Annotated in this window: 18 protein-coding genes; 16 read left to right on the top strand and 2 right to left on the bottom strand. The window is 61.8% G+C overall.

The genetic code is table 11. The annotated features are described in order from the left end of the window. The first annotated feature begins 39 nt into the window (after nucleotides 1-39). Entirely contained in the window at nucleotides 40-1,044 is a 1,005-nt protein-coding gene (locus F7R90_RS07845) for a DUF4397 domain-containing protein (protein ID WP_158056695.1), read from the top strand. Nucleotides 1,045-1,194: 150 nt separating this feature from the next. Continuing rightward, nucleotides 1,195-2,211, top strand: a complete 1,017-nt coding sequence (locus F7R90_RS07840; protein ID WP_158056694.1) for a DUF4397 domain-containing protein — start codon at nucleotides 1,195-1,197, stop codon at nucleotides 2,209-2,211. Here F7R90_RS07840 and F7R90_RS07835 read toward each other — a convergent pair. Continuing rightward, on the bottom strand, nucleotides 2,208-2,693 hold the full coding sequence (locus F7R90_RS07835) for an acyl-CoA thioesterase (RefSeq protein WP_158056693.1): 486 nt from the start codon (nucleotides 2,691-2,693) through the stop codon (nucleotides 2,208-2,210). The two genes, F7R90_RS07840 and F7R90_RS07835, sit on opposite strands and share 4 nt — an antisense overlap. Before the next feature lie 712 nt (nucleotides 2,694-3,405). On the opposite strand from F7R90_RS07835, the gene F7R90_RS07830 reads away from it, so the two are divergent. Genes F7R90_RS07830 through purM form a run of 3 tightly spaced genes read left to right on the top strand, consistent with a single transcriptional unit; the run spans nucleotide 3,406 to nucleotide 6,388 of the window. Next, nucleotides 3,406-4,719 (top strand): TraB/GumN family protein, encoded by a 1,314-nt coding sequence (locus tag F7R90_RS07830; RefSeq protein ID WP_158056692.1) that lies wholly within the window; start codon nucleotides 3,406-3,408, stop codon nucleotides 4,717-4,719. Continuing rightward, nucleotides 4,716-5,330 carry a zinc metalloprotease gene (locus F7R90_RS07825; RefSeq protein ID WP_158056691.1) on the top strand — a complete coding sequence of 205 codons (615 nt, stop codon included), beginning with the start codon at nucleotides 4,716-4,718 and terminating at the stop codon, nucleotides 5,328-5,330. Before F7R90_RS07830 ends, F7R90_RS07825 begins: the two co-directional genes overlap by 4 nt. 44 nt (nucleotides 5,331-5,374) lie before the next feature. Continuing rightward, nucleotides 5,375-6,388, top strand: coding sequence for a phosphoribosylformylglycinamidine cyclo-ligase (gene purM / locus F7R90_RS07820; protein ID WP_158056690.1), 1,014 nt, complete (start codon nucleotides 5,375-5,377; stop codon nucleotides 6,386-6,388). A gap of 495 nt (nucleotides 6,389-6,883) precedes the next feature. Here purM and F7R90_RS07815 read toward each other — a convergent pair whose 3' ends face one another. After that, on the bottom strand, nucleotides 6,884-7,642 hold the full coding sequence (locus F7R90_RS07815) for a DUF2797 domain-containing protein (RefSeq protein ID WP_158056689.1): 759 nt from the start codon (nucleotides 7,640-7,642) through the stop codon (nucleotides 6,884-6,886). 156 nt (nucleotides 7,643-7,798) lie between these two features. Here F7R90_RS07815 and F7R90_RS07810 point away from each other — a divergent pair, with 156 nt between their 5' ends. The 11 genes from F7R90_RS07810 (at nucleotide 7,799) to F7R90_RS07760 (ending at nucleotide 20,063) form a co-directional block, all read left to right on the top strand. Then, the gene (locus tag F7R90_RS07810; protein WP_158056688.1) at nucleotides 7,799-8,989 is read left to right on the top strand and encodes a S8 family peptidase; all 1,191 of its coding nucleotides are present in this window, start codon (nucleotides 7,799-7,801) and stop codon (nucleotides 8,987-8,989) included. A 278-nt stretch (nucleotides 8,990-9,267) separates the two neighbouring features. Next, the gene (locus tag F7R90_RS07805) at nucleotides 9,268-10,422 is read left to right on the top strand and encodes a S8 family serine peptidase (RefSeq protein WP_192498433.1); all 1,155 of its coding nucleotides are present in this window, start codon (nucleotides 9,268-9,270) and stop codon (nucleotides 10,420-10,422) included. A 239-nt stretch (nucleotides 10,423-10,661) separates the two neighbouring features. Beyond that, a complete protein-coding gene (locus F7R90_RS07800; RefSeq protein WP_158056687.1) occupies nucleotides 10,662-11,855 on the top strand; it encodes a S8 family serine peptidase in 1,194 nt (397 codons plus the stop codon). Between the two features lie 203 nt (nucleotides 11,856-12,058). After that, entirely contained in the window at nucleotides 12,059-13,204 is a 1,146-nt protein-coding gene (locus tag F7R90_RS07795) for a S8 family peptidase (RefSeq protein WP_158056686.1), read from the top strand. A gap of 148 nt (nucleotides 13,205-13,352) precedes the next feature. Next, nucleotides 13,353-14,495 carry a S8 family peptidase gene (locus tag F7R90_RS07790; RefSeq protein ID WP_158056685.1) on the top strand — a complete coding sequence of 381 codons (1,143 nt, stop codon included), beginning with the start codon at nucleotides 13,353-13,355 and terminating at the stop codon, nucleotides 14,493-14,495. Between the two features lie 64 nt (nucleotides 14,496-14,559). After that, nucleotides 14,560-14,892, top strand: coding sequence for a BsuPI-related putative proteinase inhibitor (locus F7R90_RS07785; protein ID WP_158056684.1), 333 nt, complete (start codon nucleotides 14,560-14,562; stop codon nucleotides 14,890-14,892). Nucleotides 14,893-15,039: 147 nt separating this feature from the next. Further along, entirely contained in the window at nucleotides 15,040-16,665 is a 1,626-nt protein-coding gene (locus tag F7R90_RS07780; RefSeq protein ID WP_158056683.1) for a Na+/H+ antiporter NhaC family protein, read from the top strand. Between the two features lie 90 nt (nucleotides 16,666-16,755). Beyond that, nucleotides 16,756-17,397 (top strand): helix-turn-helix domain-containing protein, encoded by a 642-nt coding sequence (locus F7R90_RS07775; RefSeq protein ID WP_192498432.1) that lies wholly within the window; start codon nucleotides 16,756-16,758, stop codon nucleotides 17,395-17,397. 138 nt (nucleotides 17,398-17,535) lie between these two features. Further along, the gene (locus F7R90_RS07770; protein ID WP_158056681.1) at nucleotides 17,536-17,904 is read left to right on the top strand and encodes a DUF7344 domain-containing protein; all 369 of its coding nucleotides are present in this window, start codon (nucleotides 17,536-17,538) and stop codon (nucleotides 17,902-17,904) included. A gap of 24 nt (nucleotides 17,905-17,928) precedes the next feature. Continuing rightward, nucleotides 17,929-18,474, top strand: coding sequence for a tRNA (cytidine(56)-2'-O)-methyltransferase (locus tag F7R90_RS07765; protein WP_158056680.1), 546 nt, complete (start codon nucleotides 17,929-17,931; stop codon nucleotides 18,472-18,474). A 236-nt stretch (nucleotides 18,475-18,710) separates the two neighbouring features. Next, entirely contained in the window at nucleotides 18,711-20,063 is a 1,353-nt protein-coding gene (locus F7R90_RS07760) for a ribonuclease J (protein WP_158056679.1), read from the top strand.

Genomic DNA, 20,063 nt, shown 5'->3' with positions numbered 1-20,063 from the left:
CGCGCCTTTTTAGAGTGGTCGGTCGCAGAGACGGTCCGCATGGTGAAAATAGATACACGTGCAAAAATCGGGGTGCTCGCCGTCGCACTCCTCGTCGTCGCCAGTTTCGCTGGCTTCGGCGGGTCGGTTGCGACGTTGGCGACGGCCCAAGACACGACAGAAGACGGAGAGACGACGGTCGGCGAAGAGACCACAGTCGAAGGTGAGGAAACCACAGTCGAAGGCGAAGAAACGACCGTCGAAGGAGAAGAGACGACGGCCGTAGGAGCGGAGGGCGACGCACAAATCCGCGTCGCGCACATGTCGCCCGACGCGCCAGCAGTGGAAGTTCGAGTCGATAATCAGACGCTGTACCAGAACGTCAGCTACGGCGAGGTGAGCAGTTACGTCGCCACTGCCGCAGGCGAGCATTCGGTCACCATCCTCACGGCCGAGAACGGCTCGGTCGTCTTCGAAGGGAACGTCTCGCTCTCGGCGGATACCCGATACACCGTCGCCGCCGCAGGCGAGGTGTCCGAGAACGCGACCCAACCGTTCGAGCCTATCGTCTTAGAAGACGCGTCCGAGGCACCGGGTGCCGGTGAAGCATCGGTCCGACTCGTCCACGTCGCGCCCGACGCTCCGGCCGTGGACGTGACCGTCAACTCGACCGGTGCCGTGCTGTTCGACGACGTGGCGTTCGGCGACGACACCGAGTACGTGACCGTTCCCGCTGGCGACTACAGAATCGACGTGCGGAACGCGACCGAGGACGACAACGGCACCGTCGTCGGGACGTTTAACATCAGTCTGGCAGAGCGGAGCGCCTACTCAGGATTCGCCTCTGGATACGTCTCCGAGGACGCGCCGACGAACAACTCCTTCCGGCCGTTCGTCGTCTTGGACGTGACCGAATCGGAGAACGTGACGACCGTGGGCAACGAGACCACGACCGTTGCGGAGACTGAGACGGCGATGCCGGAAACCGAGACGGCCATGCCGGGGACCGAAACGACCGCCGTCGTTGCCACCGAGACGACCGAACTGAACGAGACGACTGTCTGATGAGCGAGATGGCTGTCTGATAGACGACTGCCCGTGCGACTCGTCGCACGGGCGATTCTCTGGGAAATCCGTGGTTCGTGCCCGACTACGTCGGCTTACAACGATGGAGCGACTACGCGCTTTATTGGCTCGTCGGTCGCAGGGCGGTCCATGACCGCCAAGGACCGAAACGCGCGAGTCGCCGGTGTCGGACTCGCGTTTCTCGTCGTCGCCGCATTCGTCGTCGGCGGCGGGTCTGCAGCTATTCCGTCGCTTTCGCAGGAGACGACGGCGGAAACGACCACGGGCCAGGAAGAGACGACGACGATGCGTTTCGGGGAGACGACGACTACCGACGTTTCGCAGGGTGGCGACGCGAACGTTCGCATCGCGCACGTCTCGCCAGACGCCCCCGAAGTGAACGTCCTCGTAGACGGCCGAGCAATCGCCCGAAACATCGCGTTCGAGAACGTGAGCGAGTACCTGCCAGTCGAACCCGGCTCCCACACGATTACAGTTCTCCGGGCGGCGAACAACGTGAGTTTAGGCAACGATACAGTCTCGTTCGAAGCCGAGCGAAACTACACCGTCGCGGTGGTCGGCGAGTTCTCGGACAACGGGACGACAGCGCTTCGACCGCTCGTCCTCCGTGACGACGCCGCGACACCCGACGCCGACTCGGTAGCGGTTCGGTTCGTCCACGCTTCGCCAGACATCGGCCCCGTGGACGTGACAATAAACGAGACTGGTAGAGTGCTGTTCGACGGCGCGACGTTCGGGACGGGAACGCCTTACCGTGTCCTTCCTGCGGGCGACTACGAGTTCGAAATCAGGCGTGCTACCGAGGAGAACGAAGGACCAGTGTTGGCGCAGTTCGCGGTCAGTTTTGACGGAACTGGCGGCTACTCGACGTTCCTGACTGGCTACGACACGGTCGGTGACAGTCCGTCGGACGAACTGCTGAATCTGAGTTCCGTCGTCGATATTCCGCCCGAGGACGTTGCGAAAGAGTCGGAAGTTGACGGGAACGAGACGACTGAGAACGGTACGACGGTGGAGCGCGAGACGACTGAGAACGGCACAGCGACGGAGAGCGAGACGACCGGCGAAACTGAGACGACCGGCGAAACTGAGACGACCGGCCAAACCCAGACGACTGCCGGAGCGGAAACCCGAGCAGGAAGTTAGTCGATTCGCTCGGCCACGTCCGAGAGTTGTTCGAGTCGCTGTTTTCGGGCACCGTCGCGGAGCGCTTCCTGATTCTCGGTCGGACACTCCAACTCCGGCACCGGGGTCGGCGTGCCGTCCTCGTCCAGCGCGACGAACGTGAAGAAGGAAGTCGTCGTCTGGCGTTCCTCGCCGCTCCGTGGGTCTTCCGCGCGCACGTCTACCTTCACGTCGATGCTGGTCCGGCCGGTGGCGAAGACGTACGCTTCGACCACGGCGACTTCGCCGAGGTCGATTGGGCTGATGAAGTCTACGTGGTCCATCGAAGCAGTGACACACTGGTGGTTCGAGAACCGCATCGCCGCGATAGCCCCGCAGATGTCCATCCAGTGGAGAACCGCGCCACCGAGTGCCCGCCCGAGGTTGTTGGTGTCGTTCGGGAGGAGAAGTTCGGTCATCTCGGTGTACGAATCCATCAGGGTCGCGGCTTCTACGTCGGTCATATCTGGAAATTCTCGTGGATGGTGTTTCTAATTTTGGATAGAGGCTGGACGTCAACGTTGGAGTTAAATCGAGTGCACAACCGACCGCTGAGAGCAGTGAAATCGGTTTCGAGCTAGCTACTCCCAGTACCGAGAAGAGACCACACCGCCTCCGCAGACCACACCCTCCCCAACCGATTCGCGCTTCGGCTTTCAGCCTTCAGCACTCATCCACCGGCAGACAGACCGCATCTGCCGAGTCTTTCTTCACTTCGTTCAGAAAGACCTCGCGCGACTCGTCGGCCCACGAGAGGCCGACGGCGCGCGCCGGAATAGCTAGGACCTTCTGTCGAATCTTCACCAGCTAGCTGGCACGTGCGGCGGGGCACGAGGCCGCGACCATTCGTGCGAGGTTTTGGCGAACGAACGTGAGCCAAGGCTCGAAAGAGCTTGGTCTTTCGGTGGACGAGCGGAACGACTGGAAGGAGTGGAGCGAATCGGTTAGGGAGGGACGTGGCGTTCGCAGTTGCGGTCGCGGTGCGGCCTCCTCGGCACGGGAGTAGCTAACTGCTCTGCAACTGTCTTATTCCTTCCAGACCCCACACGAAGTACACCGACACCGAACTCATGATACACCCCACGAACTACCCAATCCCTTAGAACAACCGAATACAGAGATGATAATTATCTCCTCACCGACAACGGTAAAAAGCGAGGGTGTGTAACGCGACTAATGACCGATGGAGTCGATTTAGACGCCGACGACGGGGGCGAGGGAAGCGTCCAAGTCGTCGGAACCGCCCACGTCTCTGCGGAGAGCGTCGAGCGGGTCGAGGAGGTCATCGAGGACGAGCGACCGGACGTGGTCGCGGTCGAACTCGACGAGGGTCGCTATCGCCAGATGCAGGGCGAGGTGGCCGACGACCTCGAAGCCTCAGACCTGTTGGACGGCAACACCGTCTTCCAATTTATCGCCTACTGGATGCTATCCTACGTGCAGGCCCGGATGGGCGACCAGTTCGACATCGAACCCGGCGCAGACATGAAGGCCGCCGTGGACGTGGCCGAGCGCGTCGGCTGTGGCGTCGCACTCGTAGACCGCGACATTCAGACGACGATTCAACGGTTCTGGGCACGGCTCACCTTCGTCGAGAAGTTACGGATGGTCTGGGAGTTATTTCTCGCCATGTTCGGCTTCGGCGGCGGCGAGGAGGTAGACCAAGCCACTATCGAACAGATGACCGACGGCGACGTGGTGACGGCGATGATGGAGGAGTTCCGCCAGTTCTCCCCCGGCGGCGCAGAAGCACTCATCGACGAACGAGACGCCTTCATCGCGCACAAACTCGTCGCGCTCCGCGAAGCAGGCCACAACGTCGTCGCGGTAGTCGGTGCAGGCCACCAAGCTGGCATCGAGGAGTACTTGCTGAATCCCCAGACGCTCCCGCCGATGGAGGACCTCGTCGGCATCGAGTCGGGGAGTCGCTTCTCGGTGTTCAAGTTCTTCGGCTACGCTATCATGGTCGGCTTCTTCGCCTTCTTCGTCCTGCTGTTCATGGCTGGCGTGGAGAACGCCTTCTTGTTCAAAGTGTTCGCTGCGTGGTTCCTGTTCAACGGCATCTTCGCGTTCGGACTCGCCAAACTCGCCGGAGCGCGCTGGACGAGCGCGGGCGTCGGCGGCGCTATCGCGTGGCTGACCAGCGTCAATCCGCTGCTCGCGCCGGGGTGGTTCGCAGGCTACGTCGAACTCAAATACACCTCCGTCAACGTCGGCGACATCGGGAAGATGAACGAACTGCTCCAGAACGAGGAGCTACCGATTCGTGACCTCTTCGGGCGTCTGCTCGACGTGCCGCTGTTCCGACTCATCGCCATCGTCGCCATGACGAACGTCGGGAGCATGATAGCGAGCTTCCTGTTCCCGTTCGTCATCCTGCCCATCCTAGCTCCGCAAATCGGCGGCATGGACGAGATTACGCGACTGATGATGGAAGGCGCGCAAAACAGTGCGGACCTTATCATCGACACATTCACAGTTCTCCTATGAAAATCAGATTCAGCGGTCGTGAACTACTTGACCTCGCGCTCGCATGGTTGGCACTCGGCGTGGCGTTCGCGCTGGTGTTCGGTGGCGGCCAACAGTTGTTCTACCAGCCTGCACTGCTCACTGCCATCCTACCGATTACGATGGCGACTGCGGGACTCGGCTTCCTCCTGCACGAGTTGGCCCACAAGGTCACGGCAATCCAATTCGGACAGGTCGCCGAGTTCCGCGCCGACTACGGCATGCTCCTGTTCGCCATCATCGGCGCACTCGCTGGCTTCCTGTTCGCCGCGCCGGGCGCGGTGTACCACCGCGGGCGTTCGACTGCGCGCGAGAACGGCATCATCGCGTTGGCCGGACCGGTGACGAACGTCGTGCTCGGCGCCCTGTTCGTTCCCGCCTTGCTCGTGTTTTCGGGCGACTCGTTGCTCGCCACGCTCGCCCAGACGGGCGTCAGCATCAACTTCCTGCTCGCAGGGTTCAACATGCTGCCGTTCGGCCCGCTCGACGGCAACACCGTCAAGGACTGGAGTTTCACCGTCTTCCTCGGGGCCGCGATTCCCTGCTTCGGCCTCGCGGCGTGGGCGCTGTTGTTCCTCGGTCTGGGCTTCTAACCCAGAGCGGAGCTATTTTACCCGCCGGACGCACCTACTCGCACATGAGCGAGGACGGCGCGAACGACGAGAATCGCGCGGAGGACGGAGGGAACGAGGAGGAACTAACCTACGCAGAGGCGGGCGTAGACATCGATGCCAGCGAAGCGGCTACGGCGGCACTGGTCGGCGCAGTCGGTGACATCGACGAGAGCGAGTACGCAGGTCTCATCGACATCGGCGACCGCTACTTGGCGCTCGCAACAGACGGCGTCGGCACGAAACTGCTCGTCGCGGAGGCGCTGGGCGACTACTCGACGGTGGGCATCGACTGCATGGCGATGAACGCAAACGACCTCGTCGCGTCGGGCGTCGAACCGGTCGCGTTCGTGGACTACCTCGCGGTGGACGAACCCAGCGAGGAATTTTCGGAGCAAGTCGGCGACGGACTCGCCGCGGGTGCCGAGGAAGCTGGCGTTGCTCTCGTCGGTGGCGAGACGGCCGTAATGCCGGACGTCATCAAAGGCTTGGACCTCGCGGGGGCGTGCGCGGGACTGGCACCGAAGGACGCCATCTTCCCCGGCGAGGCAGAGGAGGGTGACGCGCTGGTCGGATTCCCCTCCTCGGGGATTCACTCGAACGGACTGACGCTTGCGAGGGAGGCCGCGACGAGAAATCACGAGTACGAAGACGTGTTTCCGCTGGATGCTACAAAATCGGTGGGAGAGGTACTACTCGAACCGACGCGGCTCTACACGTATCTGCTCGAACACTTGCGGAAACAGGACGTTCACGCCGCGGCCCACGTCACAGGCGGCGGGTGGACCAACCTCTCGCGGATGGGCGCGTTCCGGTACGAGATTACCGACGCGTTCGACCCGCAACCCGTCTTCGAGTTCGTGCAAGAGCAAGGGAACGTCAGCGACGAGGAGATGCACCGGACGTTCAACATGGGCACCGGGTTCGTCGTTGCGCTTCCGGCGGGGGACGCCGAGGAGTTAGTTTCTGAGACGGACGGGCGCGTGATTGGCGAGGTACGCGAAGGCGATGCGGTGGCGATTCGCGGATTAGAGTTGTGAGTTCTGTGTGCAGTCGGTCTCGGTTCGGTATTTGAACGTTCGTGTCGAGTCGGAGGTTTGAGTCGGGTTTTTCGGACGCTATATTTCGTTTCGAACGGCTCTACTACTGCGATGGACCACGAGCAGTTAGCTATTCCCGGTGCCTAGAAGACCGCCCCGTACAGCACCGCAATAGACACACACCTCCCCAGCCGATTCCTTCGTTCGTGCCCTTCGGGCACGTCACTCAGTCATCCACCGGCCGACTGCGCTTCGCTTGTCTGCCGAGCCTGCACTCGCTTCGCTCGCGCAGACCTCGCGCGGATGGTCGCACCACATGGGTGCGACCGCACGCGCCAAATCGTTCTTGGGTCATGGCGCGCGGAGCGGTTGCGGTGCCGTGCGGTTTCTCATCGGTTTCGGGAGTAGCTAGCGTCGTCGCGCTCACCGCTTTTTCTTCGCTCTGTAATCAGTTTCAGTCCTGAGGGTAGCAGCTATTTCCACCCATCCCAACTGCTAGAAAGCACCCAAACTAGATTGCAACTCCCGCTCGCTCTCCTCCTCCCGAAGTTCGTAGCCCACCAAATCGCGCATGTCCACCGCGTAGTTCGTGCCGCCTCGACTCAGGACCAACACCCGGCCTTTCGTCCCCAGTACCTCGCCGGTCGAAACCGTCTCCACGACCGGCCGCGAGTCGAGTTCGAAGCCGTAGTCGAAGTCGAAGGTGTCCAGTGGTTCGAACTCGGCGAGGGCCTCTTCCCATTGCTCGGTGTTCACCGCTCGGTGGAGGCCGTCCATCTTCTGGGGGACGCGCACCCGGTCGGTGAACTCCTTGGCTATCTCGGCCTCGATTCGGCGGGCGATGCGGCCGTCTTCGACCGTCCGAAGATGGGCCGCTCGGTCGGCTCCCTGCTCGCGGAGTCGAGTGTCGAGTCGCCACTCCTTGGTGACGCCGACTTTGAACGTGGCGGGGGCGAACGCCGCGAGGTAGATGGCGTGGTCCTCGAAGCAGTCCATCTCGTCTTTCAGGCAGGTGCCCGTACAGCGAGCGCAGACCCACGTGTGGGTGTGAACGTCGCAGTACGGGGCGTTCGGACGCGGACAGTTTCGGTGGTCCGTGCCGTCGAGGACGCCCGCACAGCGGCGCTCGCCCAGCGAGTAGGCGAGGTCGGTACCGCGTTCGAGTGGTTCGACTCGAACCGTTTCGCCGTCGGATAGCAACAGCGCTGGTGGGTCCTCACTCCCTGCACCCGTTTCGTAGCCGACGACTTGCACGGCGGCGGCTACGGACTTCCCGATAATAGGCGTACCGTTCGGGACCGCCGAGTTATTTTCACAGAATTTTTAATGTAATTATGTTTCAAGAGAGTAACATACATGAATTTCCGGGTGGATAAAATTTAACATCCATGCTAGATAGTTACAAATGCAATGCGAGAAAACGACAATGGTATTTCCCGACGTAACGTACTGAAAGTGGCCGGTGCCTCCGTCGCAACTGCCGCTGGCAGTGGTCTCGCGGCCGCGAAGCCCGGAGACACGGTCGAAGTGAACGTCGGTTTCAACTCTGCGCGTGGCCGCTCGATGGCCAAGAGCCAAGCCAACGAAGTCGTCCGCGACTTCAACTCTATCGACGCGCTCACGCTTCGCCTGCCGGAGAAGGCGGCGACGGCACTGGAGCGGAACCCGAACATCCGCTACGTCGAAGAGAACGGCACGATGCACGCGCTCGCACAGGACCTGCCGTGGGGTATCGACCGCGTGGACGCAGACATTACGAACGCGAACGGCGAAGTCGGTAGCGGGGCCGATATCGCTATCATCGATACGGGTATCGACGACGACCACCCTGACCTCCAGGCCAACCTCGGAGCGGGTAGGGCGTTCGCCGAGTGTGGCTCCGGTGGCTACTTCGGCGACTGTTCGTACCAAGGCAACGGCAACGCCTGTAACTACGCGTGGTCCGACGACAACGACCACGGCACCCACTGTGCCGGTATCGCGGCTGGTGACGACAACTCGCAGGGCGTAGTCGGTGTCGCATCCGACGCGACGCTCCACGCCGTGAAGGTGCTGGACTGTGGTGGTAGCGGTTCGTTCTCGGACATCGCGGCCGGTATCGAGTACGTCGCTGACCAAGGCTGGGACGTGGCTTCGATGAGCCTCGGTGGCTCCTCTGGCTCCTCGGCACTCCGAGACGCGTGTCAGTACGCACAGGACAACGGCGTCCTGCTCGTCGCCGCTGCGGGCAACAGCGGTCAATGTACGGACTGTGTCGGCTACCCGGCGGCCTACCCCGAAGTCATGGCTGTCGCGTCCACCAACGACAGCGACGGGCAGTCGAGTTTCTCCTCGCAGGGTCCAGAAGTGGACATCGCCGCACCTGGTTCGGACATCTACTCGACGGTGCCTGGTGGCTACGACACGTTCTCGGGCACCTCGATGGCGTGCCCCCACGTCTCCGGCGCTGGTGGCCAACTAATGTCGAACGGTGCGACGAACGGCGACGCTCGCAGCACGCTCAAGAGTACGGCCGAAGACATCGGTCTCTCGGACAACGTCTCTGGGTCGGGTCTGCTCGACGTTGCAGCGGCGCTCGGCCACGACTCGTCGGACAACTAACCTGATTGACCCCCGTTACGGCGGTCTTTTCTCGTTCATCGCGTTGTTTCGGTCACACTGTTTCGGTCAAGTTGTCTCGGTCATGCTCAGTTCGTGGGCGTGCCGTCGAGAGGTTCGCGCATCGTGTGACTAGTTTCGACGCGTACTGCGGCGAATACCGAGGAGCGGAACACGATTAAATCGGGCTGAAAAGTAACTACGATAGTTGCAGTAGTTTAATTAATGAATTGTTCTAGAAGAAATTTTTAATAGCGATACATAGTGAATTATTCTATCGCATGCCACGCAACGACAATGGTGTTTCGCGGCGAAAGGTGCTGCAAATGGCCGGTGCGTCTGCGGCGACGCTCAGTGTAACTGGACTCGCGGCGGCGAAGCCAGACGACACAGTAGAGGTAAACGTCGGTGTCAAATCCGAGCGCGGTCGTTCGCTCGCGCTCGACGCGGCCGACGAAGTCGTTCGGAACTTCGACTCGCTGGACATCGTCACACTTCGGGCGGCGAAGCAGGCCGTCACGGCGCTCGACAAGAACCCGAACGTCCGCTACGTCGAGGAGAACGGGCAGATGCACGCGCTCGCACAGACCCTGCCGTGGGGCATCGACCGCGTGGACGCGGAGGTCGCACACGCCAACGGCGAAACTGGCAGTGGTGCCGACATCGCTATCATCGACACGGGTATCGACGACGACCATCCGGACCTGCAAGCGAACGTCGGTGCAGGCGAAGCGTTCGTCAGTTGTCGCGGCGGTAGCTGCAACTACGCGTGGACGGACGACAACGACCACGGCACCCACTGTGCCGGTATCGCCGACGCCGTGGACAACAGTCAGGGCGTCGTCGGCGTCTCGACGGACGCGACGCTCCACGCAGTGAAGGTGCTGGACAACAGAGGGAGCGGGTCGTTCTCGGACGTTGCCGCAGGTATCGAGTACGTCGCCGACCAAGGCTGGGACGTCGGTTCTCTCAGCCTCGGAGCCAGCAGTGGTAGTCAGGCCGTCAAGGACGCTGGCGTCTACGCACAGAACAACGGCGTGTTCCTCGTCGCCGCGGCGGGCAACTCCGGCCCGTGTACAGACTGTGTCGGCTATCCGGCCGCATACGACGAGTTCATGGCGGTCTCCTCGACGAACTCCAGCGACGGCCTGTCGAGTTTCTCCTCGACCGGTCCGGAAGTCGAAATCGCCGCACCCGGGACGGACATCTACTCGACGGTCATCGGCGGCTACGACACCTTCTCGGGTACCTCGATGGCGACTCCGCACGTCGCCGGAACTGGTGGTCAGTTGATGGCCAACGGCAGCAGCAACTCCCAGACCCGTAGCACGATCAAGTCCACGGCCGAAAACATCGGTCTGGCGAGCAACGAGTCTGGTGCTGGACTGCTCGACACTGCGGCCGCGCTCGGTTTCGACTCAAGCGACAGCACGTAAGCTCCTCCTGGTCTACATCCCCCGCTCAATTCGGGTCTCGCAACCTAACGACGCGAAGCGAGGATTTCGGGCGAGCGGCAGGATGTGCATAGATTCAGTTATTTTGTCGCGCTGAACCCCCATTCCGAAACTATTTTTAGTTACTTTTACTAAAAGAATCAGGCATAGAAGTAATTATCTCTGATATTTTAATACCGTTTCAGAAAGTATTATAGGTGTGCCATGGAACGTCAAGACGCATGTTGGGTAATGACAATGGTGTCTCTCGACGTAACATTCTGAAACTGGCCGGTGCCTCTGTGGCAACTGCCGCTGGCAGTGGTCTCGCGGCCGCCAAGCCCGGTGACACGGTCGAAGTCAACATCGGGTTCTCCTCCGAGCGCGGTCGTTCGCTCGCGCTCGACGCGGCCGACCACGTCGTCCGTGACTTCGACTCGCTGAACATCGTCACACTTCGGGCGGCGAAGCAGGCCGTCACGGCGCTCGACAAAAATCCGAACATCCGCTACGTCGAGGAGAACGGGCAGATGCACGCGCTCGCTCAGACTCTCGACTGGGGACAGGACCGAATCGACTCGGAAGTCGCACACGCGAACGGCGAGACAGGTGCAGGTGCCGACATCGCCATCATCGACACGGGTATCGACGACGACCACCCCGACCTCAGCGCAAACATCGGCTCCGGCAAGTCGTTCGTCGCCTGTTCCACGAAGGGTGGCTGTCGCTACGGTGCGAAGCCTGCGAACAACACGTGTAACTACAGTTGGACCGACGACAACGACCACGGCACCCACTGTGCCGGTATCGCCGACGCAGTAGATAACAGTCAGGGCGTCGTCGGTGCTTCGACGGACGCGACGCTCCACGCCGTGAAAGTCCTCGACAAGTGTGGCAGCGGGTCGTTCTCCGACATCACGGCCGGTGTCGAGTACGTCGCCGACCAGGGCTGGGACGTTGGCTCGATGTCCCTCGGTGCGTCCTCGGGCTCCTCGGCGCTCCGAGACGCCTGCCAGTACGCCGTCAACAACGGCGTCTTCCTCGTCGGTGCGGCTGGCAACTCCGGGCCGTGTACGGACTGTGTCGGCTACCCGGCGGCCTACCCCGAAGTCATGGCGGTCTCTTCGACGAACTCCAGCGACGGCCTGTCGAGTTTCTCCTCGCAGGGACCGGAAGTGGACATCGCCGCGCCCGGGACGGACATCTACTCCTCGGTCGCGAACGGTACCTACGACACCTTCTCGGGCACCTCGATGGCGACCCCGCACGTCGCAGGTGTCGCCGGGCTACTGATGGCCAACGGGTACACCAACACGGAAGCCCGCAACCAGTTGGCGAGTACGGCCGAAGACATCGGTCTGGGTTCGAACGAGTCCGGTGCTGGACTCCTCGACGCAGCGGCCGCACTCGGTCTCGACTCGAGCGACAGCACGTAGAACCGACCTCGACTCCCGCGCTGGGAGTCGTCGTCTTCGAAGACCCCGAAGCCGCGTCATCCCCTTTTCGCCCGAACTCCCGAGAATCGAACCCGTGATAGCAGAAAATTCTGAACTTATACTCGGAGAATGTTTTCTCCAGTGAATTTTTATCAAATGTGCAAAGAAAGAATATAAAGGTGGCGTGCGACTGGTAGCTTGCTATGGTACACCAACCCGATGGCATCTCGCGTCGTTCCGTTCTGAAAGTCGCCGGTGCATCGCTTGCGACGACAGCTGTGAGTCCGCTCGGAGCGGCCGCAGACGACCAGACCGTCGAGGTGAACGTCGGCTTTTCCGCCGAGCGTGGCCGACAGGCCGCCTTCGACGCGGCCGACCACGTCGTCCGCGAGTTCGGCTCTATCGACGTCGTCACGCTCCGCGCGGCGAAGAAAGCGGTCGCAGGGCTCGAAAACAACCCCAATGTCCGGTACGTCGAAGCGAACGAAACCGTCGAGGCACTTGCCCAGACGCTCCCGTGGGGACAGGACCGCGTCGATTCGGAAGTCGCTCACAGCAACGGCGAGACGGGTGCTGGTGCCGACGTCGCCATCATCGACACCGGTATCGACAGCAACCACCCGGACCTGGAGGCCAACATCGGGAAGGGCCGCGCGTTCACGGGCGGCATCGAGTCTTCCAACTGGGAAGACGACAACGGTCACGGTACCCACTGCGCCGGCATCGCCGACGCCATCGACAACAGCCAGGGCGTCGTCGGCGTCTCGACGGAAGCGACGCTCCACGCCGTGAAGGTCCTGACCGCGTCGGGGTCCGGCACTACCTCGGACGTCGCCGCCGGCATCGAATACGTCGGCGACCAGGGCTGGGACGTCGGGAGCCTCAGCCTCGGCGGCGGTGCCTCCCAGACGCTGAAAGACGCCTGCGAGTACGCTTACGGACAGGGCGTCCTACTCGTCGCCGCGGCGGGCAACGACGGACCGTGTACGGACTGTGTCGGATATCCCGCGGCGTACGACGAGTGCGTCGCCGTGAGTTCGACGAACCAGAACGATGAACTGTCGAGTTTCTCTTCGCAGGGGCCACAGGTCGAACTCGCCGCGCCCGGGTCGAACATCTACTCGACGTACCTCGCCGGGACGTACGACACGCTCTCGGGCACCTCGATGGCGTGCCCGCACGTCTCCGGCGCTGGTGGCCAACTAATGGCCGACGGATACACCAACACTGAAGCGCGGAGTCGGCTGAAGAACACGGCCGAGGACATCGGACTTGGTGCGAACGAGTCCGGTTCCGGACTGCTCGACGCCGCCGCGGCGCTCGGCCTCGATTCGAGCAACAGTACGTGAGGGGTATCTGCGGGGCCAGTCTGTCATCCACGACCGCCCCTGAACGCGACTCCTACCTTCTTTCACAGAACCTACCGACGGCGGAACCAATTAAATTCCATAGTATCAATAGTTAACTTTTAGTTATTTGGGCGTGTGTCGAATATTGATGCCAGAACGACAATCCATCACACGCCGAACTGTCCTGCAAACGACCGGTAGTTCGCTGCTCGCACTCGGTGCGACGGGTCTCGCTTCCGCCGCCCCCGACGACACCGTCGAAGTGAACGTCGGTTTCTCCGGTGGCGCGGGCCGTGCGGCCGCACTCGACGCGGCCGACGAAGTCGTTCGTGAGTTCGTCTTCGACGCCGCGACGCTTCGTCTGCCCAAGAAGGCCGCGACGGCACTCGATAGGAATCCGAACGTCCGCTACGTCGAAGCCAACGGCCTGATGGAAGCACTGGCGCTCCCGTGGAACTACGACCGAATCGACGCCGACGTGTCGAACGTCAACGGCTACACGGGCGACGGCGCGGACGTTGCGGTCCTCGACACCGGCATCGACAGTGACAACGGGTGTCTGCCGAACGTCGGTTCTGGGTACGCCGTCGTGGACTGCTCGGGGTCCTCGTGCAACTACACGTGGGACGACGACAACGGCCACGGCACACAGGTCGCCGGAATCATCGGCGCGAGTGAGTCCTGTAGCTGTACGACTGGCGTCGCACCCGACGCGACGCTCCACTCGGTGAAGGTGCTGAACGACTGGGGTTCGGGGTCGTACTCCGACATCGCCACTGGCATCGAGTACGTCGCCGACCAAGGCTGGGACGTGGCCAACATGAGCATCGGCGGTAGCTCTGGGTCGCAAGCAATCAAGGACGCCTGCCAGTACGCCTACGACAACGGCGTCCTGCTCGTCGGTGCCGCGGGCGGAAGCGGTCCGTGCTCGGATAGCTGTGTCGGCTATCCGGCCGCCTACTCGGAGGTCATCGCAGTCAGTGCGACCAACAAGGACGACGAACTCGCGTCTTTCTCCAGCAGAGGTTCGGAAATCGAACTGTGCGCACCGGGCCAAGACATCACGACGATAGGCATGGATGGCGGTTGCACCACGCTCTCGGGGACTTCGTTCGCCACGGCGCACGTTTCTGGCGTCGGCGCGCTGCTCGCCGCAGAGGGCTACACTAACACCGGCGCGCGAACTCACATGCAGAACACCGCCGAGGACCTCGGCCTCTCCGCCCGCGAGCAGGGCTACGGACTGGTCGATGCGGCCGCCGCAGTCGGTCTGGATTCGAGCGACGACTAACCACTCCTTTCGCCCCTCCGTCTTTCGGAGAAAAGTTTTCACGTCTGGCCGTCGGAGTACCGGTATGGCATTCGAGAGTTCCGTCGCAGTCCAGCAGTCCGACGACCACGTCGAGTTCGCGCTCCAAGTCGAGAACGCGAGCGAAGCGGAAGCGAACCTGACCTTCCGGAGCGGTCTGAGCGCCGACTTCGCAGTACTGGAAGACGGCGAGGAAATCTGGCGGGCCAGCGACGGCCAGATGTTCACCCAAGCCCTCCGCACCGAGTCGTTCGACGCCGGGGAAACGAAGGTGTATCCGGCCGCGTGGGACGACGCTCGACCCGGGGACTACACGGTGGTCGCCACGTTGGAAGTACAAGAAGAAGACGTCGAAGCGCGAGCAGAGTTCTCGGTCTGAGTTCGTGCCGATTCGACGCCCTCGTAGACTGCCACCAATTCACAAATATTAGACTAAACTACACTCTAACTTGCGAACATTGGATTTCCTATTGGATTTAGCTAAGGCCAACAGACTTTACTGCGGGATTCGTCCTATTGTTACTCGATGCCAACTGAAACGTACGGACTGATAAGTTTACTACCAGCATTACTTGCCATCGCTCTTACGCTGGCGTCCCGACAGGCACTGCTCTCCCTGTTCGCGGGCATCTGGCTCGGGGCGACGATTCTCGTCGGGTGGAACCCCATCGCTGGCGGGGCGAAGTCACTCGGCATCGTCGTCACGCAGTTGACGGCGTCGTTCAACGTCAAGTTGCTACTGTTTACGTTCCTGACTGGCGCGATGCTCGGGATGATATTCCTCTCGGGCGGGATGCGTTCGGTCGCAGACGCAATCGTAAAGCGCGTCAAGACGAGTCGGCAGGCCCAGATAGGAACCTCCCTGCTGGGGATGACCATCTTCTTCGACTCCTACGCCTCCACAATGATTTCGGGGTCGGTCATGCGACCGGTCACCGACCGGTTCAACGTCAGCAGAGAGAAGTTGGCGTACATTCTCGACTCGACGACTGCGCCGATGGCCTCCATCTCGGTGGTCTCGACGTGGCTCGGCTTCGAAGTCGGACTCATCCAACAGCAGTTCAACGCGTTGGGCATCGAGCGCAACGCGTTCGTCGTGTTCGTTCAGTCGATTCCGTTCCGGTTCTACAGCCTGTTCGCGCTGTTGCTCGTGTTCGCCGTGGTTCTCGGCGACTGGAACTTCGGCCCGATGAAGAAAGCCGAACGGCGCGCCCGCGAGGAGGGGAAGGTGTTGCGAGACGACGCCAACCCCCTGATGGAGACGCAAGCGAGCGACATCGAGACGCCCGACCACGTGGATCCACGTTGGTGGTACTTCGCCGCGCCCATCGTCTCGCTCGTCGTCGTCACCATCTTCAGCCTCTGGTTCACCGGTGGCGGCATCGAGAAGACGAGTGCCGCGCTCGCACAAGCGACTGGTCTCGCCGAATCGGTCGGTGCCGTGTTCGGCACTTTCGACGACGCGATGAAGAACGCGGCGACAGCCGACGCGATTCTGTGGGCCGCGTTCGCTGGATGTGCGACCATCCTCGCCATCCTCGTCGGTCACGCTCGCATCTCGCTGGACGACGTGAGCGACTCCATCTTCGAGGGGTTCAAGATGGTGATGTTCCCCGTCGCCATCCTTACGCTCGCGTGGTCCATCGGCGCGATTAGCCAGTCGCTCGGCGTCGGACCGTACGTCGTCAGCATCTCGGAGGGAATCATCACGCCGGAACTGCTCCCCGCGGTAATCTTCCTCTCGGCGGCGCTGATTAGCTTCTCTATCGGCACGTCGTGGGGGACGATGGGAATCCTGTTCCCCGTCGCGGTGCCGCTGGCCCACACTCTCGGCGCGCCCATCGCCCCGGCAATCGGTGCGATTCTGACGGGGTCACTGTTCGGCGACCACTGTTCGCCGATTTCGGACACGACGGTGCTGTCGAGCATGTTCGCCGCGAGCGACCACGTGGACCACGTCAACACCCAGATTCCCTACGCCGCCTTGGCGGCAGGTGTCGCGACGTTCTCGTTCCTCGCGGCAGGCTACACTGACATACCAGTCGGCGTTCTCCTGTTGGTCGGAGGGACCGTTGTCGCTGGTCTGACCTACGTCTTCTCGGAGTTCGTCGGAGCTACGGACTCGGTCGGCGTGGCTCAGTTGTTCGAGTAGCCTTCGTTGCATCGTTCCTACGACTCTTTTTTCCGCAGACGGCGTCGGAGCATGGGCAAAAGTGATACTTACACAACTTGTTTGCGGTGTATGGTCGTCATCCTCGACGTGTCGATACCCGCCGACCAGTTCGCTCTCGGACGTGTGTTCGAGGACCAACCCGACGTGGAAGTAGAACTCGAAAAGGTGGTCCCACTGGGGAAGGGTATCATGCCGCTGTTCTGGATTTCGGGGGCTGATCCCGAACAGATCGAAGCCTCGCTCCGAGACGACCCCTTGACCAACGACGTGACGATTCTCGCGGAGGAGGGCGACCGAACGCTCTATCAGTTGGACTGGGCACCCGAGATAAACAGCATCATCCAACCGCTGGTCCAGACGGACGGCCGCGTCCTCGAAGCCGAGGGCAACGCCGAGGAGTGGGAGTTCCGCCTTCGCTTCCACGACAGGGACCGAGTCGCGGCGTTTCGCCAGGAGTGTCGAGACCACTCGCTCGACGTCGAGATACTCCGCCTCTACAACCCGGAGTTCCCCCACGAAAATGGGATACTCACCGACGAACAGACCGAAGCCATCCTCACTGCGTACGAAGAAGGATACTGGGAAGTGCCACGAGACACCACGCTGTCGGAACTGGCGACCGAACTCGACATCAGCGACAACTCGGTCTCTCAGCGGATTCGACGTGGCATCTCGACGCTGGTCAGAGAGACGCTCGTCACCGACCGGTGAGTCGGTCGGAGCGGAAATATCGAGCGTTATTTAAACCCGGTGGCACGTCAAACTCCCCGCTTTTAGCCGAAACCGGTCATAAAAACCCACTCGTCACCGAGAGACAGCCATCTATCCGTGGCTCCCTAGGAGGCAGTCGTGACCGAGAATCGTCCCCGAGGCAACCGAATCGACGACCTGTTCGAGCTGCTCTCAGACAGTCATCGCCGAGCGACGATACATCTCCTCGCAAGACGAGAGCGCCCGATTGGAGTCGAACAGCTCGCCGAACGAATCGCCTCGCAGACGTGGGACGACCCCTCTCACGAAGACGTCCGGCGGATGCACATCTCGCTCCAACATACGCATCTCCCGAAGTTAGACGACGCAGACGTCGTCGAGTGCGATTTCGATGCCCAACGCGTGGAGTTCACGAACTGGAGACCGATAGAAGAGGGGTGGCAGGAGGCTCGTTCGTGGTTCGAGCGACTGGACGAGTCCTCACAGCATCGTTCCGAAACCCCCTAATCGGCCCGTCGTCCATCTTCGGGTATGCAAGGCGAACCCGAAGTCGCGGTGCTTCGACTCGGCCATCGGCCGGGCCGCGACGAGCGGATGACGACGCACGTCGGCCTGACCGCGCGGGCACTGGGGGCCGACCGTGCGATTCTCGCTGGCGACGCGAGCAAGTCGCTGGGCACTGTCGAAGACATCACCGACCGCTTCGGCGGTCCCTTCGAAGTGGAGTTGACCGACAGTCCGAAGGCCGTCATCCGCGACTGGCCGGGACTGGTGGTCCACCTGACGATGTACGGCGAGCGCGTCCAAGACGTGGAAGACGAGATTCGAGACGCACACGGGGGCGGTGACCCGATTCTGGCGGTCGTCGGTTCACAGAAGGTCTCGTTCGACGTGTACGAGGCCGCAGATATGAACGTCGGCGTGACGAACCAGCCACACTCGGAAGTCGCGGGGCTCGCGGTGTTTCTGGACCACCTGTTCGAGAGCCGAGAGTTAGAGCGCGAGTGGCAGGACGCAGACAGGCGCGTCGTCCCCGAAGCGACCGGGAAAACCGTCGTGCCGACAGACGAGGAGTAGACAGGATAGCTCCAGTTTCGGCGAGAGCAGAGTAATACGTCTGACGACCACGGCCATCCCGGCAGTTTTTATTACCCCGGCGCGTAAAGCCACGATAGACCCATCCCTCGCGGCGTTGCGGAAACCCGCGAGGTTCCCACCGACGGCTGCAAGACGCCGCGGCCGGGACTCGTGCCGCGGGGAGGTTTGAGTGCATATCGGTGCCACCGAACGTGGCTTTGCATACGGAGTAAACTATGGAAATAGAAATCGCAACAATTGGCGGTTACGAAGAAGTCGGACGGCAGTGTACTGCCGTCCGCGCAGGCGAAGACGTTGTCATCTTCGACATGGGGCTGAACCTGTCGAAGGTGCTGCTGCACGACAACGTCGAGACAGAGAAACTACACAGCCTCGACCTCATCGACATGGGCGCGATTCCGGACGACCGCGTGATGTCGGACCTCGAAGGCGACGTACAGGCCATCGTGCCGACGCACGGTCACTTGGACCACATCGGTGCCATCAGCAAACTGGCTCACCGATACAACGCACCCATCGTCGCCACGCCGTTCACCATCGAACTGGTGAAACAGCAGATTCAGGGCGAGGAGAAGTTCGGCGTCGAAAACGACCTCGTGAAGATGGACCCCGGCGAGACGATGTCCATCGGGGACAGCGGAAACGTAGACCTCGAATTCGTCAACGTCACACACTCCATCATCGACGCAATCAACCCGGTCCTGCATACGCCGGAAGGCGCAGTCGTCTACGGACTGGACAAGCGAATGGACCACACGCCCGTGCTGGGCGACCCCATCGACATGGAGCGGTTCCGAGAGATCGGCCGCGAGGGCGAGGGCGTCCTCGCGTACATCGAGGACTGTACGAACGCAGGCCGAAAAGGCCGCACGGCCAGCGAGTCCGTCGCGCGTGCGGAACTGAAAGACGTGATGTACTCCGTCCAGGACTACGACGGCGGCATCGTGGCGACGACGTTCTCCAGCCACATCGCCCGCGTGAAGAGCCTCGTGGAGTTCGCCCACGACATCGGTCGCCAGCCGGTACTCCTCGGTCGCTCGATGGAGAAGTACAGCGGCACCGCCGAGCGCCTGAACTTCGTGGACTTTCCCGAAGACATGGGCATGTTCGGCCACCGCAAGAGCGTGGACCGCACGTTCAAACGAATCATGAAGGAGGGCAAGGAGAACTACCTGCCTATCGTCACTGGCCACCAGGGCGAACCGCGCGCGATGCTCACCCGGATGGCTCGCGGCGAGACGCCGTACGAACTCAACGACGGTGACAAGGTCATCTTCTCGGCACGGGTCATTCCGGAGCCGACCAACGAGGGCCAGCGGTATCAGGCCGAGCGACTCCTGAAGATGCAGGGTGCGCGCATCTACGACGACGTCCACGTTTCGGGCCACCTCCGCGAGGAAGGCCACTACGAGATGCTAGACGCGCTCCAGCCCCAGCACATCATCCCGGCTCACCAAGACATGAAAGGGTTCGCGCCGTACGTGGACCTCTGTGAGAGCCAGGGCTACACGCTGGGCAGAGACCTGCACGTGACCCGAAACGGCAACCTCATCCAACTCGTCGAATAA

The sequence above is a fragment of the Halorussus halophilus genome, assembly GCF_008831545.1.
GTDB lineage: Archaea > Halobacteriota > Halobacteria > Halobacteriales > Haladaptataceae > Halorussus > Halorussus halophilus.
The sequence above is the reverse complement of the archived record's forward strand: the minus strand, read 5'-3'. Positions and strand labels throughout refer to the sequence as shown.

Coding starts and splice junctions, on each gene's coding strand:
- F7R90_RS07845 (WP_158056695.1), top strand. CDS start 40: ATGGTGAAAATAGATACACGTGCAAAAATCGGGGTGCTCGCCGTCGCA.
- F7R90_RS07840 (WP_158056694.1), top strand. CDS start 1,195: ATGACCGCCAAGGACCGAAACGCGCGAGTCGCCGGTGTCGGACTCGCG.
- F7R90_RS07835 (WP_158056693.1), bottom strand. CDS start 2,693: ATGACCGACGTAGAAGCCGCGACCCTGATGGATTCGTACACCGAGATG.
- F7R90_RS07830 (WP_158056692.1), top strand. CDS start 3,406: ATGACCGATGGAGTCGATTTAGACGCCGACGACGGGGGCGAGGGAAGC.
- F7R90_RS07825 (WP_158056691.1), top strand. CDS start 4,716: ATGAAAATCAGATTCAGCGGTCGTGAACTACTTGACCTCGCGCTCGCA.
- purM (WP_158056690.1), top strand. CDS start 5,375: ATGAGCGAGGACGGCGCGAACGACGAGAATCGCGCGGAGGACGGAGGG.
- F7R90_RS07810 (WP_158056688.1), top strand. CDS start 7,799: ATGCGAGAAAACGACAATGGTATTTCCCGACGTAACGTACTGAAAGTG.
- F7R90_RS07805 (WP_192498433.1), top strand. CDS start 9,268: ATGCCACGCAACGACAATGGTGTTTCGCGGCGAAAGGTGCTGCAAATG.
- F7R90_RS07800 (WP_158056687.1), top strand. CDS start 10,662: ATGTTGGGTAATGACAATGGTGTCTCTCGACGTAACATTCTGAAACTG.
- F7R90_RS07795 (WP_158056686.1), top strand. CDS start 12,059: ATGGTACACCAACCCGATGGCATCTCGCGTCGTTCCGTTCTGAAAGTC.
- F7R90_RS07790 (WP_158056685.1), top strand. CDS start 13,353: ATGCCAGAACGACAATCCATCACACGCCGAACTGTCCTGCAAACGACC.
- F7R90_RS07785 (WP_158056684.1), top strand. CDS start 14,560: ATGGCATTCGAGAGTTCCGTCGCAGTCCAGCAGTCCGACGACCACGTC.
- F7R90_RS07780 (WP_158056683.1), top strand. CDS start 15,040: ATGCCAACTGAAACGTACGGACTGATAAGTTTACTACCAGCATTACTT.
- F7R90_RS07775 (WP_192498432.1), top strand. CDS start 16,756: ATGGTCGTCATCCTCGACGTGTCGATACCCGCCGACCAGTTCGCTCTC.
- F7R90_RS07765 (WP_158056680.1), top strand. CDS start 17,929: ATGCAAGGCGAACCCGAAGTCGCGGTGCTTCGACTCGGCCATCGGCCG.
- F7R90_RS07760 (WP_158056679.1), top strand. CDS start 18,711: ATGGAAATAGAAATCGCAACAATTGGCGGTTACGAAGAAGTCGGACGG.